Annotated in this window: 13 protein-coding genes, 1 pseudogene and 1 riboswitch; of the genes and pseudogenes, 11 read left to right on the top strand and 3 right to left on the bottom strand. The window is 37.7% G+C overall.

Features of this window, described 5'->3' with window-relative positions:
* Positions 1–124: 124 nt before the first annotated feature.
* Positions 125–1,039 (bottom strand): DMT family transporter, encoded by a 915-nt coding sequence (locus ACQKNS_RS19500; protein WP_427644932.1) that lies wholly within the window; start codon positions 1,037–1,039, stop codon positions 125–127.
* 250 nt (positions 1,040–1,289) lie between these two features.
* On the opposite strand from ACQKNS_RS19500, the gene ACQKNS_RS19495 reads away from it, so the two are divergent.
* Complete coding sequence (locus ACQKNS_RS19495) at positions 1,290–1,760, top strand: Lrp/AsnC family transcriptional regulator (protein ID WP_427644931.1); 471 nt, start codon at positions 1,290–1,292, stop codon at positions 1,758–1,760.
* 384 nt (positions 1,761–2,144) lie between these two features.
* Entirely contained in the window at positions 2,145–4,814 is a 2,670-nt protein-coding gene (locus tag ACQKNS_RS19490) for an HYR domain-containing protein (protein ID WP_427644930.1), read from the top strand.
* Between the two features lie 602 nt (positions 4,815–5,416).
* Here ACQKNS_RS19490 and dapA read toward each other — a convergent pair.
* Positions 5,417–6,313 (bottom strand): 4-hydroxy-tetrahydrodipicolinate synthase, encoded by an 897-nt coding sequence (dapA, locus tag ACQKNS_RS19485; protein WP_427644929.1) that lies wholly within the window; start codon positions 6,311–6,313, stop codon positions 5,417–5,419.
* Between the two features lie 133 nt (positions 6,314–6,446).
* Positions 6,447–6,625, bottom strand: a riboswitch (Lysine riboswitch).
* Between the two features lie 859 nt (positions 6,626–7,484).
* On the opposite strand from dapA, the gene ACQKNS_RS19480 reads away from it, so the two are divergent.
* From ACQKNS_RS19480 to ACQKNS_RS19465, 4 genes and pseudogenes are all read left to right on the top strand, one after another.
* On the top strand, positions 7,485–9,746 hold the full coding sequence (locus ACQKNS_RS19480; RefSeq protein ID WP_427644928.1) for a metallophosphoesterase: 2,262 nt from the start codon (positions 7,485–7,487) through the stop codon (positions 9,744–9,746).
* 518 nt (positions 9,747–10,264) lie between these two features.
* Positions 10,265–11,713: an ATP-binding protein gene (locus ACQKNS_RS19475; protein ID WP_427644927.1), complete on the top strand. Its 1,449-nt coding sequence runs from the start codon at positions 10,265–10,267 to the stop codon at positions 11,711–11,713.
* The gene (locus ACQKNS_RS19470) at positions 11,710–12,396 is read left to right on the top strand and encodes a response regulator transcription factor (protein ID WP_427644926.1); all 687 of its coding nucleotides are present in this window, start codon (positions 11,710–11,712) and stop codon (positions 12,394–12,396) included. The genes ACQKNS_RS19475 and ACQKNS_RS19470 overlap by 4 nt, the downstream gene beginning before the upstream one ends.
* A 316-nt stretch (positions 12,397–12,712) precedes the next feature.
* A pseudogene (locus ACQKNS_RS19465) lies at positions 12,713–13,045 on the top strand (DUF4822 domain-containing protein); the annotation flags it as partial.
* Between the two features lie 75 nt (positions 13,046–13,120).
* Here the strand turns inward: ACQKNS_RS19465 and ACQKNS_RS19460 are convergent.
* Positions 13,121–14,857, bottom strand: coding sequence for a methyl-accepting chemotaxis protein (locus tag ACQKNS_RS19460; RefSeq protein ID WP_427644925.1), 1,737 nt, complete (start codon positions 14,855–14,857; stop codon positions 13,121–13,123).
* Between the two features lie 741 nt (positions 14,858–15,598).
* On the opposite strand from ACQKNS_RS19460, the gene ACQKNS_RS19455 reads away from it, so the two are divergent.
* The 5 genes from ACQKNS_RS19455 to ACQKNS_RS19435 are packed head-to-tail and all read left to right on the top strand — an operon-like array spanning position 15,599 to position 20,891.
* Entirely contained in the window at positions 15,599–16,627 is a 1,029-nt protein-coding gene (locus ACQKNS_RS19455) for a DctP family TRAP transporter solute-binding subunit (protein ID WP_427644924.1), read from the top strand.
* A gap of 36 nt (positions 16,628–16,663) precedes the next feature.
* Positions 16,664–17,236, top strand: coding sequence for a TRAP transporter small permease (locus ACQKNS_RS19450; protein ID WP_427644923.1), 573 nt, complete (start codon positions 16,664–16,666; stop codon positions 17,234–17,236).
* A complete protein-coding gene (locus tag ACQKNS_RS19445; protein ID WP_427644922.1) occupies positions 17,233–18,510 on the top strand; it encodes a TRAP transporter large permease in 1,278 nt (425 codons plus the stop codon). Before ACQKNS_RS19450 ends, ACQKNS_RS19445 begins: the two co-directional genes overlap by 4 nt.
* Positions 18,511–18,569: 59 nt before the next feature.
* A complete protein-coding gene (locus ACQKNS_RS19440) occupies positions 18,570–19,616 on the top strand; it encodes a TRAP transporter substrate-binding protein (RefSeq protein WP_427644921.1) in 1,047 nt (348 codons plus the stop codon).
* Between the two features lie 24 nt (positions 19,617–19,640).
* Positions 19,641–20,891: a lactate racemase domain-containing protein gene (locus ACQKNS_RS19435; protein ID WP_427644920.1), complete on the top strand. Its 1,251-nt coding sequence runs from the start codon at positions 19,641–19,643 to the stop codon at positions 20,889–20,891.
* The last annotated feature ends 3 nt before the right edge of the window (positions 20,892–20,894 follow it).

Here is a 20,894-nt window from a genome sequence, read left to right as displayed (position 1 = left end):
AAATTAGCACTTTTTTATTGATATCTAATTCGGAAAGTTTTTGAACAAACGAGCCTGTATCCACCTTGGATCAGGCTTTAATGATATATACGAGAGAGATTACGTTAATAGACTTTGAAAAAATTCAAGCTTGAATCTGCGATTGTCTAGAATTCTTTTTGAAAATCACCTTCGCTTTAAAATGTGAGAACAAATAACAGCCTATAATTACAATACCAGTACCAATTCCTTGAACCCACGTCATTTTTTCACCTAATAATAGAAAGGCTAAAATTGCAGTGAAAATAGGATTAAAATTCAAGAAAATACCTGATGTTGTTGTACCTAATTTTTGTACACCAATGTTCCAAAGTACCATACACGCTACAGTTGAGATGACGCCTGTATATAAAATAGATTGTATGAAAGAAGTATTTATATTTGACACTGTAAAATTAGAAAAATTAAATGGGAGAAGAACCATTAGTCCAAATATACCGGAATATAATGTAGACATCATGGGTGTTGTTGTTATCATTGCCCATTTGCTACAAACGGAATATATTCCCCAAACGCATACAGCAGTCATCATATATAAATCACCTGCATTAAATCGTAATGAAAGAAATAGATCAATATTTCCTTTTGAAAGTACAAGCATTACGCCAATAAGCGAAAAAAACATCGAACACATTTGGAGAATATTTATTCTTTCTTTTAAAAAGAAAAATGAAAAAACGGCAATTGAAATCATGTTTAATGTTGATATTAATCCAACATTAGTGGCGGAGGTATTCTCTAATGCAGCAAATTGTAATAGATTAAATAGAACCACACCGGTAAATCCCATTAAAAACAAAGGAAGGATTGCATTTCGAGGGGGAAATAACTTTCTTTCTTTCCACAATACAATTGGCAAAAGACAACTAATAGCAATGATCCACCTTAAACACGTCAACGTCATCGGAGAAGCATGACCGACAAGCGATTTTCCTATGACAAAGTTTCCACCCCATAATAAACTTGTTAAAAGTAATAACGAAAAATAATAATATTGCATATCCTATTGCTCCTCATCTTTCACAGTTTAAGTGAAAAAAGATCGAAGCCATTGTGCACAATGACATTTCAATTTTCATAATTAATTATTAATAATTTTAACATTTCAGTTCGTCGTTTTATATATTATTTTGTATAATAGAAGAAACTTAAAATAATATTAAAAAATATTACTGATATACAGAATTAAATGAAGTTTTGCTGTTGGGATGATACCGTTTTTGGAATAATCGTAAAAGGGGTGACTTTAAGTGGAATCTATCATAAGTAAGGTTCTGGATAATGTTGATATTCAAATTTTAGATTTACTGCAAAAGGATGCACAGTTAAGTAATACTGAGCTTGCAAAGCGTGTGAAGTTATCTCCACCAGCTATACATTCCAGGATAAAACGTTTGGAAAATGAAGGATTTATTAATGGACAAGTGGCAATTTTAAACCAGGAGAAGCTTGGTTTTGATTTATTATGTTTTATTTTTATTAATACAAATATACATCAAGCTGAGAAGCTGGAAGTTTTGGAGAAGGCATTAGCATCTATGTCAGAAGTATTAGAGTGCCATTGTTTAACAGGTGAGTATGATTATCTTTTAAAAGTGGCTAACAAAGAACGCAAGGAATTAGAAATGTTCATTAGAAAGCTAAATAACCTAGGCATAACAAGAATTCAGACAAGCCTAGCTCTCAGAGAAATCAAATATTCAACAGTTTTACCCATATAGCAAAAAAGTCCCGTTTGTAAAAGTACACTTTTACGAACGGGACTTTTTTGATTGTTACTTCTTTAAAATAGACTCAGTTAAACAATGCTTTTGATTTTTCTTCTTCAACTTACGAAAAAGTGCTAGTTCACATAATCAGATGTTATAGGAACCAAGCCTTTTAGAAACCCAATATATCAGGTTTTTGAAAAAGTTTTAAAAAAATTAGAAGCTTCCTTCATAAGTACAAACAGCTTGTTTAATATTTTCATAGGATATAGGACGTTTACAAACATATAAATGCTCGCCAATGCCAACTTGTAATGTTACGGATTCAACTAGCAGCCTTTGTGAATCTACGCAGTTTGCTGGGAGCGAAAAACTTTTAGAAAGGTGGTATTCTGAATGTCGGAAGAAAGTTTAATTAAAATATCGAGTGCACCACCAATACAACAAATTATAGAACCAAATGAAGAACATGGGGAAAATGAAGATAATTCATTGATATCAATACAGCAAGTGGACACAACAGATTTTCGAATCTCAACATTAAATGGACGGCCCGAAAATGAGCCTACTGTAGGGGTCAATCCGAATAATCCATCGTCAATCATTGCTGCTTCCCACGCCTATACGCTTGCAAATGGATTTCCTCAATTTGGGTTATATCGATCCACTAATGGAGGTGCCACATTCACGACTTCGTTTCTCCCAGTCCCAGCAGGATTTAGAAATACTAGCGACCCAATCATAGACGCCGATCTAAACAATAGGTGGTTATTAGCTGGCATCGCTGTTCAACCGGTTTCAGCAACAGTAGATAGGGCATCCATTATTGTTTATCGGTCAGTTGACGATGGAGCAACTTTTTCTAATGCCATTAATGTTTCTGGAATAAATAACAATTTCTTGGATGATAAAGAATATCTTGCCTTCGACAAGACACCAACAAGTCCGTTTGTAGGGAATGCCTATATTAGCTATACAAGGTTTGCTAATAGTCCACAAACCTCACAAATTTTACTTCAAAGATCTGTAGATGGTGGATTAACATGGCTGCCACCAGTTGCAATCTCAGGGGTAATTGCAGGAGCACCTACCCCCTTTGTACAAGGATCAAATGTTCAAGTAGGTCCGAATGGAGAAGTATATGTTGCTTGGATTGAGGGAGATTTCACTAACGCCACGTTTCGAATTCGCCGATCAGATGATGGCGGGGTAACATTCGGTCCCACTGTTGATGTCAGTGCTATTGTACGAGTTCCTAATACTCTAACTGCAGAAGTTCCTTCATGGGCATTCCGTGTCCCAACCTTTTCTTTTCTTGCGGTTGATAGATCAGAATGTTTTGGTTCTGCAAACTTCGCAAGAGTGTATGCCGTATGGCAGGCTTACGGTACAACAAATGCTCATATCCTTTTGTCTTTCTCCGATAATGGCGGAGCCACATGGTCAGCCCCAATACGTGTTGATAATAGTCCTGAGAATACCCAAAATTTTTTCCCGTTTGTAGCAGTTTCCCCATGTAGCGGCACCGTAACCGTGATTTACTATACAAACCGGGAATCATCTACTTCTCTAGATGTTTTTTTAGCAGTTTCGACTAATGGTGGAGCCACATTTACAAATACACGGATAACAGACGCTTCTTTTGACCCTAACGCCGATCCTACCTTTGGTAATCCGAGCACATTTATAGGCGATTATATCTTTTCGGCCTTCATTCCTCCAGATTTGCCGGAACCGGAAAAGTTGATCTCAGTTTGGACTGACACTCGGAGCAATAACAGTCAAGATATATTTGGAAACATAAGCGACCTTGAACGGATCCCATCCATCAGCTGTCCTGGTAATATCACTCAGAATAATGACCCGGGTGTATGCGGAGCTATTGTTAACTATCCACCGCCAACTGTAAGTACTAGCTGTCCTGGAGTGAATTTTAGCTGCAGCCCTGCTTCTGGATCCCTATTTCCAGTGGGTGAAACCACCGTCACTTGCACTGCTACTGACATCTGTGGAGGAACTGCAGAATGCTCCTTTACGGTCACAGTAAACGATGTCGAACCGCCAACCATCATCTGTCCAGGTAACATCACTCAGGGTAATGACCCGGGTGTATGCGGAGCTATTGTTAACTATCCACCGCCAACTGTAAATGATAACTGTCCTGGAGCAACATCTGTTTGTTCCCCACCTTCAGGATCGCTCTTTCCTGTTGGAACAACTATGGTGACATGTACAGCCACGGATGCTTCTGGGAATACAAGCGCTCCTTGTTCGTTTAGAGTAACAGTAATAGATAATGAACCGCCAACCATCATCTGTCCAGGTAACATCACTCAGGGTAATGACCCGGGTGTATGCGGAGCTATTGTTAACTATCCACCGCCAACTGTAAATGATAACTGTCCTGGAGCAACATCTGTTTGTTCCCCACCTTCAGGATCGCTCTTTCCTGTTGGAACAACTATGGTGACATGTACAGCCACGGATGCTTCTGGGAATACAAGCGCTCCTTGTTCGTTTAGAGTAACAGTAATAGATAATGAACGGCCAACCATCATCTGTTCAGGTAACATCACTCAGGATAATGACCCTGGTGCTTGTGGGGCGATAGTAAACTATCCACCGCCAACTGTAAATGATAACTGTCCTGGAGTAACATCTGTTTGTTCCCCACCTTCTGGATCGTTCTTTCCTGTTGGAACAACTACGGTAATATGTAGAGCTACGGATGCTGCTGGGAATATAAGCGCTCGTTGTTCGTTTACAGTAACAGTAAAAGATACTGAACCGCCAGTGATTAAAGGTCCTGCCGACTTCACGGTTTGTAATGACCGATGTTCAAATGGGGCAATCGTTCACTTTGATCCTTTAGTGAGCGATAACTGTCCTGGGGTTACGGTTGTGTGTACACCAGCTTCTGGTTCTTTCTTTCCTCCTTGTACGACAACGGTCATTTGTAAAGCTACCGATGCTTCTGGAAATACCAGCATTCATTCGTTCGACGTGACGGTAATTGTAGATCCTTGCCGATTTTGTAGTAACAGATGCCGTTGCAGAAGATTCTAGTTAACATAGTTACTGAAAAGCCAAACCCATGTTTATCAGGGGTTTGGTTCTTAGTCGTTTTTTATCGTTTATTCAGGATTTCATACAACCTTGATGTAGCAAGGATTTGCTAGATGATCAATAAAAAGGCCTAGATTAACGACTAGGTCTTTTTATTGATCATCTTTATTTATCTAATTATGAAAGCGGTAGGTTCGTAAAAGTACACTTTTCGAACGTTTTTTTGATAAAACGTGATGGAGTGAAAAGTAGAAGAAGGAATACAAAAATGGAATTTTGGAACCATACAAGTCTGCAGCAAAATAGAAGGAAAGCAACTAAGGACATGAGATAAAAGGGGGGGGGGATAAAAAACTTGTCAAAAAAAAGCCATTGCTAAAAGAGAACATAGGCCATTATTCTATGGTGAACTATAATGTTTGTTCAAAATTTTAATCGATAAAGCTATTACTATTGCTCAACTAGTTTAAGTACTGATCCGTAAAGTATAAAAAGCAGTACACTTCATTCGAAGTTTGCACTGCTTTTGTAAATTTCGTCCGTTAATTATGGTTTTTAATCAGAAAATCGATATTGAAGAGTCACTTAATGAATCATTAAGTTTATTTACTTAATAAAATTGCTTCTGTGTTACTCGTTTGTAAAGCCGTTTGTAGTGCTCTTTTTTCTTCATGGTTTAAAGGGACCAATGGTAAGCGGACCCCGCCAACATTTAACCCCCGCATATTCAATGCTGATTTTACCGGTGTTGGGCTTGGTGCAGCAAATAATGCTTTCATAATTGGAAGAAGGTTGCGATGTGCGGTTGCAGCACCTTGGACATCACCATTTTTAAAGCTATTGATCATTTCTTGCATTTCATTACCAATTATGTGTGAAGCAACTGAAACAATACCTGTTCCACCGATGGCTAAAACCGGTAATGTTAACCCATCATCGCCGCTGTATAATGTAAAATCGCTAGTTGTTTTGCTGATGATTTGTGCCATGGCATCCAAGTCACCACTTGCTTCTTTTACTGCCACGATATTATTGATTTTCGAGAGCTTGACAATCGTCTCTACTGACATGTTCACACCACTTCGCCCTGGGATATTATAAAGCATTACCGGTAATGTTGTTGAATGGGCAATAGCACTAAAGTGCTGGAATAATCCTTCTTGAGACGGCTTATTATAGTATGGGGTAACAAGCATGATTCCGTCGACTCCTGCTGCCTCCGCTTGTTTTGTTAAGCTGATAGAAGCTTTCGTGTTATTTGAGCCAGTTCCAGCTATGACTGGTACTCTTCCATCAACAATCTCTACAACCATTTTGAATAAATCTACTTTCTCTTCTGCAGTTAATGTAGGAGACTCTCCAGTTGTACCGGCTATTACCAATCCATCAGAACCATTGGCAATTAAATAATTAACTAAAGTTTTCGTAGCATTAAAATCAACCTCATCATTATGATTAAACGGGGTAACCATTGCGGTTAATACTTGGCCAAAATTCATAACTTCACACCCTTTTGTATAATTTTTTTAAAATTCAGAGGTGGTTAGGGCCAATCAGGAAAAAACGCAAAAAAGCAACAACGAGGATTCGCTGCTGCAGTAGAAACAATATTTTCAAATAAAATGTTTCCGCGCATAAGATAGCCCTCCATATAGTTTCCTATATGACAGTCCTGCATTTATTCAATAGCAGAACCAGCTTCAAGAACATGAGATTCTTTCCGCTTCGGCAAATTCCCCTTTCCACAATAATCATAGGATCTCATTCTCCTCAAAATGTGTACTATTGGTCTTTGCTCCTCTATCCTCACTTCAAAAAGTATGAAGTAAGAAAATATTTAATTGACTGTAATATAACAAGGATCTCTTATTATTGCAAGGGCATTTTAGAAATATTTTTTTAGAATACTTGGATAATCAATGGAACGGGATAACGGATAGGGCTGGGTTCCTCTTTTAAAAAATTATGTAATCTCAACAATAAACGGTTTTATGAATAGTTTCATACTTTTATAGTCAGTTTTATAATGGATAGGTTCATTAGTATTTATCATTAGAAAACTTAGAATAAGGATCAATTTGGGGAGGGCATCATGATAATTACAAAACTAATAAAGGAAAAATAGATATGAAAATCCGTGACGTTTGGGAAGCAAGAAAACGAATCGCTTCAATGTAAGTAGGACTTCATTGATTCAATTATACTATCATAAAAAATTGAAAAGGATGGCCATTGAAGGCCTCAAGCCAATCCCATCTATCGTCCGATAAAAACTGACTGGAGCAATTGCTTGCAAGTGGAAAACAAACCGGAGGCGTTCGATAGCAATGCAACTGGCAATTTCACCAGCGAGTATGCTGCTGAAAATGGAAAAATCCGAAGCCAAACAAGACCAAACTGATTGAACTGCTTGGTGCTCTACCAGCGGAAAATTATCTTAACTTTTCCCTCATAGTCACTTTAAGTGAGCGGAAGGAATATTGGCGATAGGTTTTTGTTTTTTGTTTTATTAATAATTAAATTACACGGGTCCTATATTGTATTAATAATGTAAAGTTACTATTTTATTGGAAGAATTTATAAAAAAATAAAAAATAAGGAGGATATTTATCTTTTTGCAAAATACTTACATAATTAAAGCGTCTATACGATAAATGGGAGGAATTGATTTTGAAAGCGAAAAATAAATTTGCTGCAATGTTGACCATTGTAACGGTAGGATTAACAACTTCTTTATCAAGTGTACAAGCATTCTCGGAAGCTTCAAATTCAGATAATAAACGTAAACCGGAGCTCGTTTTTCCTGTAATCAGTGATGTACATATAGATGATGGGTCAACTGCTGATATGAATAAGTTTAGAACCGCCATGGATCAATTAAACAAAGCTGCGCCTAAACAGGATGCTTTTGTCGTCGTTGGGGATTTAACGGACTATGGATACGCTACTGAATATGATAAGTTCTTCTCCATTTATAATGAGAAGAAACAAGGCGATGTCCAATCCATGTTTACAATGGGAAACCATGATTATTGGAATGGACTTTCAGTAGAAAATGCACAAAATCGTTTTCTCGAGAAAACAGGAATGGATTCTCTTTACTATCATAAAAAAGTAAATGGATATGATTTTATTGCGTTAAGTCCGGAAAATGGTAATACGCATGGTTTATATTCCGTTAATCAAATTAACTGGTTAGGAGAAAAGTTAGCGGCAGCAGAAAAAGAGAATCCGGACCAACCAATCTTTGTTTTTCTTCATCAACACATTAAAGACACTGTGTATGGAAGTGACTTATGGGGAACTCAGGAAAATAAAGAACTTTTATATAATACATTAAAGAAACATCCACAAGTTATTACATTTTCAGGCCATTCTCATTATCCACTTGAAGACCCTAGAACGATTCATCAAAAAGACTTTACGTCTGTTGGCACGTCTTCTGTAAGTTATTTGGAATTAGAGCCGGGCAAACTTCAAGGGTTTCACCCAGAAGGATATCGGGATATTAGTCAAGGTATGATTGTAGAAGTCTATAATAATGAAGTTGTCATTAAAAAACGTGACTTTCATAAAGACGATTGGACAGGAAAACCATGGGTGATCAAAAATCATTCTAAAAAAAATAACTTTGCATATACAGACGATCGAGATCAGTTACCACCGGTTTTTGCAGTTAAAGACAAGGTTTCGATTGTAAAAGAAAAATCGACACTAAAAAGTTTAAATGTTACATTTCCACAGGCAAAAGATAACATGCTCGTACATTCTTACCACATTACATCCAAAAACAAGGAAACAGGGGAGTTAGACGCGGACTTCATTGCATTTTCTGAATTCTATATGGATCCTATTCCAAAGAATTTAGAGTTCCCTGTAGCTGGTCTTAAGCCAGGTACGGATTATGAAATTCAGGTACAAGCACTAGATTCATTTAACAATAGCAGTAAAAAGGTGTTACTGGCTGAAGGCCAGACAAAAGCCCTGGAAATGGTCTCTGCACAAGCTTCTCCTTCTTTAGTAAAGGCAGGTGAATCGACTACGCTCCAAGTGAAGATGAAAAATTATGGAAAAGGCAGTGTGAAAGGGAAAATTAAAGTTGATGCACCTGAAGGTTGGAGTATGGAACACAATGAACTTGATTATGAACTTTCAGGAACTGAAGAAAAAATATTTCCAATTAAAGCTACAGCTAGTAAGGAAAATTCCGGTTCATCGCAATTCACGATTACTGCTTACGAGGGTGGCCAGAAAATCGGATCCACCAATATAAATGTATTCGTGAACATGTTGCTTGGAGAAAGCTTTGATCAATTAGAGTCTGTATTGAAGCCAGCAGTGAATGAAAACATTCCAAGTTCTATTCTCAGTTGGAGTCATGCAGTCCCTATCGGCTGGTCGATTACAAATAGCCCCAATATGCCAGCCGGTACAATGGAGTGGCAAGGTTGGAGTTTCACTACAAAGGACTTTTGGACAAAAGCAGAAGACCAAGATCGCAACAAATTTGAGCTTGGTCAAGGTGTTATAGCTGTAGCGGACCCTGATGAATGGGATGATAACGGTTCACCATCATCAAAAGGTTTTTTTGATAGTACATTGACTTCACTTTCCGTAAAGGTTGAGGGTGCAAAAGATCTATATTTAGGATTTGCATCCCATTATAAACAAGAAGGAACGCAAACAGCTGAAGTAACTGCTGTCTTTGATAATGGGGAAAAACAACAGGTTCTCATTTATGACAATAAAGCTGCTTCCGATAATAAAAATGGACATGTTTTGAATAAGTATGAAGTTAAATCCATTAAGGTTCCTGAAAATGCTTCTTCGATGACAGTACAATGGAGAATGTATAATGCGAAAAATAATTGGTTTTGGTCGATTGACGATATTAGATTGGATGACCAAATGATCGTTTCACCAAATGAATGAGAAGAACAGGTGAACTCTTCTTAAATATTAAGAAAATGCGGACTATCCTTAAGGGGAAGTTCGCTTTTTCTTTATTTATAATGGTTTATCACTCATTTATTTCGTATCTTTGTTAAGATAATACATCAAAATGAAAGTATAGTTATTAATTAAACCATTGAAGTGCAGCATTATTTAAATCTGGGATAATTTAGAAACCATTCCATTATTATAAATGGTGGGATGAAGAATCCAATATTTTAACAAAAAACTAGCCAGGCGAGATTCGAGAGAAAACTTCCGTCGAGGAGGCTTGGCATATAGTCGGCGGGAATGGTGCGAATTCTGAAAAAACTGGAACGTTTAATCATTAAAGAACAGTAGACCGACAATAGTAGAATTTTTTCTATGTATTTTAGAAAATTTTAAGATTTGTGTGATATGTTTTTTTAAGCATAAGAAATATCGTGGGAAACATTGTTCAGATAAACGGTGAACCTATAAAAGAGTAATCGAAAGATCGATATGGGGTGAAATATTTGTCAATTAAAATGAGGTTTCTGTTGTCCTACGTTGGCGTAATTCTTATTTCCATCACTTTATTTTTAGCTGCTGGATTTTTACTTACTTTTGCAATAACAGGTGATATAAAATCGATAGAACATTTATACAAAAAATCCTATCTCCAAAAACCTTTGACTGCAGTAGAAGAAAGTGTGTTTCTCGATTTAAAGCTTTTGGCAAAAAATAATCCAGATCAGCTTCTGAACGAAGAACAGCTGGAGAAGATTGACCATAGAGATATTAAGATCGTCGTTAGAAAAGGGAATAACATTGAGTATAAGTCCCCCACACTTGATAAGCTAGGCTTGGTTCAATCACTTCCCATGTTCGAAGAAACGAACATCAATACGCGGGACACAATCAAAATGAAAGACTCTTTTTTCACATATGTGAAGTTTGATTTTTATTTTTCTGATGAAAGTGAAGGAAGTATTTTTGTATTGAGAAAGGCAAGCTCCTATGCCGAGCTGACCCGCGAGTCATTTCCCATTTTATTCGCGCTATTGTTATTACTGTTTGTAATGATTATTGGACTTTTAAATTATTTAGTTTCAAGAAGCATCATCAAACCTATCTCAATACTTAAAGAAGGCGCAGAGCGTATAAAATCAGGAGATTTAAACTTTGAAATCAAAGCGACTTCGAATGATGAAATTGGACAATTGAATAGGGAATTTGAGGAAATGAGAAAAAAGTTAAAAGAGTCCGTAAACCTTCAGCTTCAGTATGAGGAAAATCGCAAAGAACTTCTATCCAATATTTCTCATGATTTGAAGACACCGATCACTTCGATTATGGGATATGTTGAGGGGATAAAAGACGGAGTAGCAAACACCCCGCAGAAAATGGACAAGTATTTATCGACTGTATACCTAAAAGCAAGAGATATGGATTCATTGATAGATGAATTATTTTTATTTTCCAAGCTGGATCTAAAAAAGGAACCATTCACATTTGAAACGGTCAGACTGGATAAGTATTTAAAAGACTACGTAGATGAACTTCAGCTGGATTTACTTCAACAAGGAATCCAGATTGAACTTCAACAGCTGCATAAACCGATATACGTGACAGCGGATAGAGAGAAACTAAAACGGGTAATGGCCAACCTAATCAGTAATTGTGTAAAGTATATGAATAAAGATGAAAAACACATTTCCATTTCTCTGCATGAAGGAATATATGATGTAGTCGTGCAAGTAACAGATAATGGATATGGAATAGAATCTTCTGCTTTGCCTTATATTTTCAACCGCTTTTATCGTGCTGAGCAATCTAGAAATTCTCAGACAGGTGGAAGTGGTTTAGGGCTTGCGATTGCAAAAAAAATTATCGGCGAGCATGGAGGAGATATTTGGGCTACTAGCGAGATAGGAAAGGGTACAAGTGTCTACTTTTCCATGAAGAAAGGTGAGGAAATGTGAAAAAGATATTACTTATTGAAGACGAAGTCAGCATTGCTGAATTGCAAAGGGACTATTTGGAGATTAATGATTTTAGTGTTGATATTCAACATACAGGTGATGCAGGTCTCCAACACGCCCTTCAAGGAAATTATCATTTAATCATTTTAGACATCATGCTACCAGGATTGAATGGATTCGAGATATGCAAACAAATACGTGCAGTCCATAATATACCGATATTGCTTGTATCCGCCAAAAAGGAAGATATTGATAAAATTCGGGGACTTGGTTTAGGGGCAGATGATTATATTACAAAGCCCTTTAGTCCAAGTGAACTAGTTGCAAGAGTGAAAGCGCATTTAGCGCGTTATGAACGTTTAGCGGGAAGTCACCCCAAATCTAATTCAATCTATGTTCATGGGATTTCTATAGATAAGTCAGCTCGCAGAGTTCACATAAATGGGGAAGTGGTCCCGTTTACAACAAAGGAATTCGATACTTTAGTGTTTTTTGTCATGCATCCGAATCAAGTATTAAGCAAAGAACAGCTTTATGAAAATATTTGGGGATTGGAATCGGCTGCAGATGTTTCTACTGTCACCGTCCATATCAGGAAACTACGTGAAAAAATTGAAAGAGATCCTGCACATCCAAAATTTTTGGAAACCGTTTGGGGAGCAGGGTATCGCTTTAATGTTTAAAAAGCATGTTTTATGACCCGTCACGAAGGTGGCGGGATCTTTTTATAAACATTAAGAAAGTTTATAAATAAGTTAATCATTTTTTAAGAAATTGTTTAGAGAGAGCCATAATATATAGAGGAGACAAAAAAATGAACAAAAAAATATAAATTTCATCAGCTATACTACTTGGGTTACATTGGCTTTAACAGGATGCAACACAAACGCCGAAGACAATCAAAGTGCTCAGAGCATGAACAAGCTGCTAAAGAGAGTAAATACGGAAAATAAGTTAACTACAGGACAGGAAATGTGGCACGAATTGGCAAGGTTTAATGTTTATGATAAGAATAATGATGTCTTAACAAAGGAAAACGCAAACTTTATAAGTCTAGCGAATGCTGAAGCATCGAGATATGAATTTTTTGATGGTAAAACCGGTTAAAGCCGTGGTGCTTACGGCTTTTACGATGTCGTTCATGGAAATAAGATAAGGCCCTTTTTCACAAGGTGAAAATAAGTATGGCGCAGTTCTTGAACTTACAGAGCTTACTGAAAATAAATTAACTTATAAACGAATCGGTAAAGATAAAGATGGGAAAGACATAACGATAACAGTGGAACATATATACCTTATGAAGGTAATTTGAAACTAAAATCAACTAAGTAAAATATAAGAAAGGGATTTTGCATGAATAGCAAAATCCCTTTCTTAATATAGTAATAGAAGAGTGGTTCAAGATGCTTACACGTTAAACTGTTCAACAGATGTTTCCAGGTCTTTAGCGAGCTTTACCATCGAGGAGGTTGATAAGGATATATCCTCCATGAATTTCGCTTGTTGATCGGTGGATTGTGCCACTTGTTTTGAAGCCACTGCAGTTTCCTTTGTTAACCCTGCAAAATCTTCTATCGAAGCATTGATTTCCTGAGAACTTGCTGCCATTTGCTCTGTAATGGCTGATATTTCTTGAATCTGATCATTAACATGCTCAAAAGATTTTATAGTCTGTTTAAAAGTTTCTCTTGTATTCAGGACAAATTTTGTTCCTTCCTCTACCTCGTTAGTTCCTGTTTCCATCATTTTCACTGACTCATTTATGATGGTCTTAAAATGCAGTAGGGACTCTTGTATATTGATTGCAGATTCCTTCGTACCTACTGCCAATTTTCGTACCTCGTTCGATACCACTGCAAAACCTTTACCCTGTTCACCGGCTCTGGCAGCTTCAATTGCCGCGTTTAGGGATAGCAGGTTTGTTTGCTCGGCAATCCCCGTAATTAAATGTACAATATTCACAATCTCATTTGCTTGTTCGTCCAATTTCTTTATTTTAGAACTTGTTTGCAGCATCACATCTTTTACTTGAAGAATTTGATTTGAGAGTTCATTTATATCTTTATTTCCAATGGACATTCTTGTTGAAACATGATTTGTCTGTTCGCTGACTTCTGAAGAAGCTTCTGCAATTCTTTGTATACCGATGGTCATTTCCTCAATGACCTTCGATGATTCTTCACTTCTGTGCAATTGTATTTCCGCAGCACCTGCCACTTGCTGAATGCCATCAACGATATATTGTGTGCTAGTATCCATTTCTTTGATTTTGTGTTCGATTTCACTGGATGACTCCAAAAGCCGGAATGATGAGCTTTTCATGGAGTTGACGATCATAATAGTATTGGTAATCATCTCTTCAAAGGATTTAACTAAAACCTTGATTTCGTCATTCCCATTTACTTTTATGTTACTAATCAGTTTATTGGCTGTTAATAAGTTCCCATTTGAAATTTCCTTTGCAGCCAAGCTGACCTTGAGAAGGGGGCTTAGCTTTCTAGTCAAGAACCATATTAAGGCACCCACTGCGATCGCCATTAAAATTACATTGATTACTATGGCCAAGGGAAGGATCCCGCCCAGAACCTTGTTGGCCGTAGCATCGACTTTGCTTGCATCAATATCAACCCCAAGTATTCCAATGATCTCGTCCCCTTTCTTTATGGGAACAAAAACGGATAAATAGTCACCATATTCAGGATCATGAACGATGGAAGTGGTAGAGACGTTTCCTTTCATGACACTTTCTACATCTTGATATGAAGTTGCGGTTGCGGGTGTTAAAATGGGAGATGCTTTTTCATCTCCCTTACCCAGACCATCTATAAGTATATGAACTTTTTCGCTACTTTCGTTAATCCCCAATGTATATACATACAATGCTCCTGTTTTTTGTCTATAATCGTCTAACTGTTTGCGTATCTCCCAATATGTAGAGGTTTCGGATTGATTACCCAAAAAATCAGCATAAGATGTCGGATCTATTCCTTGAGAGATGTTGCTTGCTATATCTAAGCTGCTCATAGCGATTGTTTTCTCAACCGTATCATTTGTACTTTTATACATCAACAGTAAACTTCCAATTAATGCAATTGTCATGCCTGTTAATAGAACAAAACCTATTTTTGTACTAAGTTTATTCATCTTTGTTTATTCCTTCCCCGTGTTATATATTAACCATGTTTTATATATCGGTAATAATTAAATATATTTAATGAACCTATTAAAACCTTCGGGTGGGATTTTTATTCCCTAAGTCTTTAACCTGTTGTAATAGAGGTTCGTAATGAAATGATTTCAATGTTATTAATGGATTATAATTTTTCATAGAAAAAGATATAAACTTTAAAAAAGGAAAATATCTTTTTGAAGGAAATACAAAATTCTCGACAGAAAAAGAGTAGAGTAATGCATTTTTAAGAAAACCTGATTTTGGATGATATTCTATCCTAGTATAGAAAAAAAGAATCATCTTTTCCTTTCTGATTCAATAAATCTTGACTGGAATGGATGAAATTATTATTGTTGAACATCTAAATATTCATTAGGATAATCGAGGGTTTGTTAAATTGTTATAAAATTCAAAAAATGGTTTGACATAAGTAAAAATGGAAGCTTATAATCAACGTAGGATTCCAAATTTGAAAACTGAGTTTTATATTATAGAACAAATTAACCCTATTTTTTAAAAGTAATGTTTAAAAAATCATGAAGCGACTTGAAATACGTAATTAGAGGTAGAGCGTTTTCCTTACTCCGAATAAAACAAAAACGGAGTTTTATATTATAGAACAAACTAGTTTTGGCTTATACAAGGGTGAGGAGAAGTTATTGGAATTTGTCATAAATGATAACGCTTACAAAAAACTTTGGGGAGGGTTTTTATTGAAAAAAAGAAAGCTTTCTGTATTATCCACAAGCTTAACTCTAGCAATGGCATTCTTGTTATCAGGATGCGGTGGTGGCGAGGGAGAAAAGACCAGTGGATCTGGAGTTGAAAAGAAAACGATTAAAGTGGCACATTATTTTGCTGAAAATCATCCTCAAAACATTGCCTTGAAACAAAAATTCAAAAAAATGGTTGAGAAGGAGAGTAATGGTGAACTAGAGGTCCGGATTTATGCGAACAGTACATTAGGGGCAGAAAAAGAATTTTATGACGGCGTCAGAAATGGGACGATCGAAATGGGGGTGCCAGGACTAATTATGCAGGCGGACATTCCTAAAATGGGTGTTCCGGAATGGCCCTTCCTATTCAGGGATTACGATCATGTAAAGAAGGTATTGAATGGACCCATCGGAGAGGAATTGACAGAAGAGCTTGATCCAAAACATGGAGTGACACCGCTTGCATGGAGTGCAAACGGATTTAGGATGTTTTCGAGTAATCGTCCAATTAAGAGTATGAAAGATTTTGATGGACTTCGACTCAGAATGCCGAACATCCCGAATTACATAAAACTAGGTGAATCATTGGGGGCGAACGTTAGCCCATTACCTATTTCAGAAGTTTTTACCGCACTTGAACAAAAGGTAGTTGATGCTCAAGATAATCCCATTGCCACGCTGAGATCCTCGGGGTGGAATGAAGTTCAAAGTGATGTACTGGAATCCAAGCATATGTTCAGCCCCAATATTTACATTATCAATAGCAAATTCTATAAAGGACTAACAAAGGAGCAACAAAAAATCATTCAAAAAGCCGCAAAAGAGTCGGCAGCGTATGAGTTTGAATTGATGGAAAAAAGTTATGAAGATGACAAAGCTTATCTTAAGGATAATGGAATCAAATTCACTACTCCTGACGAAGACTTTTCAGAAAAAATGTTAAAAGCATCCCAACCTGTTTATGATGAAGTCTTTGAGGAAAATGACTGGGCGGAGGAGCTCGTCGGAAAAATAAAAGCAGAATGAAGCAGGCGCTCCAGATAGGAAGGGGGAGATGTATAGGTGAATAAAATACCCAGAATCTTGGAAAATTCGTTAAACATTATTATGGCAGCTGCTTTAGCAATAATGGTCGTACTCGTGTTTGGTAATGTAGTTCTTCGTTATTTCTTTAATTCAGGGATTACTTGGTCAGAAGAAATGTCAAGGTATCTCTTTATTTGGTTGACGTTCCTCGGCGCCATCGGAGCTTTCAAAAACAAAGAACACTTAGGTGTCGACATGGTCATTAAACGGCTTTCGAATAAGATGAAAAAAGTGGTACTGGTTATTAGTGATTTGATGATGTTATTCGTTCTTCTTTTAATCCTGGATGGAAGCTGGAAAATGACAATGATAAACATTGATAGTGCTGCACCGGCCACTGGAATGCCACTGGCATTTGTATATGGGACAGGTATTCTTGTAAGTGTTTCAATGGGCAGCATGATTCTCTTCAATTTGTATCGGATTTTCTTCAATAAAATTAAAGACGAAGAATTAGTGATGATAAGTGAGTCAGAAGAGCTGATTTCCCTCCATGCTGATGAGTTTGAGCCAGATATTAGGATAGTTAAGGAGGAGAAGCAGGGATGATAGGTGTATTTGTCGGATCTTTACTGGGCGCCATGGGACTTGGAATACCTATTGCATTTGCCTTACTTGTTAGTAGCGTAGTGCTTATGTACTTTCTCGGTATTTTTGATAGTCAAATTATCGCACAAAACCTAATCAGTGGCGCTGATAACTTTCCTTTAATGGCCATACCGTTCTTTATGCTGGCAGGAGAGGCGATGAATCGGGGCGGTTTATCACGGCGTATCGTTGAGATGGCAATGAATTTGGTTGGCCATATCAAAGGGGGCCTTGGCTATGTTGCAATTATTGCGAGTGTATTGTTTGCGAGTTTATCGGGATCTGCTGTAGCCGATACGGCAGCGCTTGGAGCTATATTAATTCCAATGATGGTGAAGTCCGGGTATGATGTGAAGCGGTCAAGTGGGTTGATCGCATCAGGGGGTATCATTGCCCCGATCATTCCGCCAAGCATTGGCTTTATCATTTTCGGTGTCGCGAGTGGTGTGTCCATTACAAAGCTGTTCATGGCAGGAATCGTTCCAGGTATTTTACTTGCGGTTGGACTTACGGTTACCTGGGCCATTGTTGCACGGAAAGATAAAGTCGCCGTCAACCCCCGAGCTTCAGCAAAAGAAATACTTACTTCTCTTCGTCAGGGCATTTGGGCTCTGTTCTTGCCCATCATTATCATTGGTGGATTGAAATTCGGTTTATTTACACCGACTGAAGCGGCGGTGGTGGCTGCAGTGTATGCAATATTTGTCGGTCTTGTAATCTATCGTGAAATGAAAGTGAAAGATTTGTATGAGGTATTTGTTCATGCAGGAAAAATGACGAGTGTTGTCATGTTTCTGGTCGCTGCGGCACTCGTTTCATCCTGGCTGATAACCGTAGCCGATTTACCTGGTCAGGTAATTGGATTGCTGGAGCCATTTATGGATCATCCATTCCTTCTATTAATCATGATAAACCTATTGGTTATCATAGTTGGAACTGCTATGGATATGACGCCGACAATCCTTATTCTGACACCTGTCTTGATGCCATTGGTGGTCGCTGCAGGTATTGATCCAGTTTACTTTGGCGTCCTGTTTATCCTGAATAACGCCATCGGTTTACTTACACCACCAGTCGGAACCGTTTTAAATGTCATGTGCGGCATCAGTAAGATCAGTATGGAAGATATCATGAAGGGGATATGGCCTTTCTTGCTCGTTGAAGTGATTGTATTGATTTTGTTGATTTTGTTTCCTTCCTTAGTTCTTGTACCTCTAGAATGGTTTACCTCCTAAAGGAATTTTTCATGTAATTGGTCTGTATGCTGATATTCATCTTATTTAATGGGAGGAAAATGATAATGAATAATTTGTTCAAACGTTTGGCGGTTGGAGTTTTACTGCCCGCAGTACTGCTATTAAGTGCTTGCGGAGGCGGACAAAATGAGAGTGCTTCAGCTGACGGTATTCAGAAAAGAACAATCAAAGCAGGGATCGGAAATAGTAAAATGCATCCACAAGGAAAAGGAATGGAGAAATTTAAAGAGCTGGTTGAAGAAAAAAGCGGGGGGAAAATGAAAGTCCAAAACTTTTTTGATGCCACTCTCGGAGATGATCAAAAAATGACAGAAGCTCTTCAAGGTGGCTTACAGGAAGTAACTGTTCCTTCAACCTCACCACTTGTTGGTATGATTAAGGAATTCGGAATTTATGATTTCCCATTTGTCTTTAATAATGAAGAAGAAGCTTATACAGTCCTTGATGGTGCAGTAGGCCAAAAACTTTTGGATAAATTGCCGGAACATGATTTAGTAGGTTTGGGATACTGGGAAAATGGTTTTCGAAACTTAACGAATAGTAAACACCCTGTTAAAACGGCTGCTGACTTCAAAGGGCTAAAACTTCGTACCATGCAAAATGAAGTGCATTTAGATGCATTTTCAAAGTTAGGGGCGAATCCATCGCCGATGGCTTTCTCAGAAGTGTTTACTGCACTGGAAACAGGCACTGTTGATGGTCAGGAGAATCCACTCGCAACAATTCAAACGCAAAAATATAATGAAGTCCAAGAATACTTAAGTCTTACAAATCATGTTTATACACCATTTGTATTCCTTGTAAGCAAAAAGTTCTGGGATGACCTATCAGAACAAGAGCAAGAAATCATGAGTGAGGCCGCACAAGAGGCTGGAAAATATCAACGGGAAGTTAACCAAAAAGAAAATGAAAAAGCACTTAAGTATCTAAAAGAAGAAGGAATGAAAATAAATGAAGTAGAGCCTGAAGAAATTGAAAAAATGAAGAAAGTCATCCAACCAGTGACGGACGAATATGCACAAAAATTCGGGCCGGATCTTGTAGAGGAAATGATGAGCGAAGTTGAAAAAGTTCGTGGTAAATAATCCAGACTGTTTGGAGGAAAGAAAATGGATATTATCTCTGACCTTTTACGTGAAATCCATTTACCGAAAATGGTCAAAGTGAGACAAAAATTTCGTACACCTCAAATCGCCGATGTTGCTGGTGAGGTGAAGAAGGCGATAAAAGTAGCAGGTGTCTTATCAAGAATAAATGAAGATGACAGGGTGGCAATTGCAGTAGGAAGCAGAGGGGTAGCGGACCTTCCTACTCTAGTAAGAGAAACTGTGGCTGCGGTTAAGGAGGCTGGCGGAAATCCCTTTATAGTCCCTGCAATGGGAAGTCATGGTGGTGCTACAGCGGATGGACAAATCGATGTGTTGCTTCAGCTGGGTATTTCAGAAGAATCGGTTGGAGCGCCAATACTGTCATCGATGGAAGTTATTAAACTGGATGAATTGCCAAACGGGCTCCCTGTCTATATTGATAAGCTTGCATATGAATCAGATAAAATCATAGTCATTAATCGGATAAAACCACATACGGCATTTCGTGGACCGGTTGAAAGCGGACTAATGAAAATGATTACAATCGGTTTAGGCAAGCAAAAGGGAGCCGAAGCTGCACATGCATACAGCTTTAAGTATATGGCAGAGCATGTTCCTGAAATGGCGAAAATTTCCTTAGCAAAAGCTCCTATAATATTTGGTCTTGCGATGATTGAAAATGCCTATGATAAACCAGCGAAAATCGTCGCAGTCCCAGCAGAGGAACTGGAGGAAGTGGAGCCGGGACTATTGCTTGAAGCAAAATCATTGATGCCAAAAATACATTTCGATTCGATCGACGTACTTATTGTAAATGAACTCGGTAAGGATATTTCGGGAGATGGAATGGATCCGAATATTACGGGTAACTTCGCCACTCCATATGCTACCGGGGGGCCGGAGGTTAAACGGACCGTTGTACTCGGACTTACTGAAAAAACTCATGGAAATGCAAATGGCATCGGCATGGCTGATATGACGACGAAGGCCGTCATGAATGAAATCGAATGGGAAAAAGGCTATGCCAATGCACTCACAAGCACCGTGACAGATGTAGTAAAGCTCCCGATGTTTTTAGATACTCAGGAATTAGCCGTTAAAGCTGCTATAAAAACATGCAATGCCTTCGATTTGAATAAAGTGAGAGTGGTAAGAATAAAAAACACTCTTGAAATCGGTGAAATTTGGATTTCAGAAAGCATGATGGAAGAAGCTTTAAAAAACAAAAATTTAGAGCTCCTTTCAGAACCAGAAGAATTGGCACTAGACTGAAAA

It is taken from the genome of Peribacillus sp. NPDC094092, from assembly GCF_050279365.1.
GTDB lineage: Bacteria > Bacillota > Bacilli > Bacillales > DSM-1321 > Peribacillus.
Note: the sequence above shows the minus strand (reverse complement) of the source record. Positions and strands in the feature narration are given on the sequence as shown.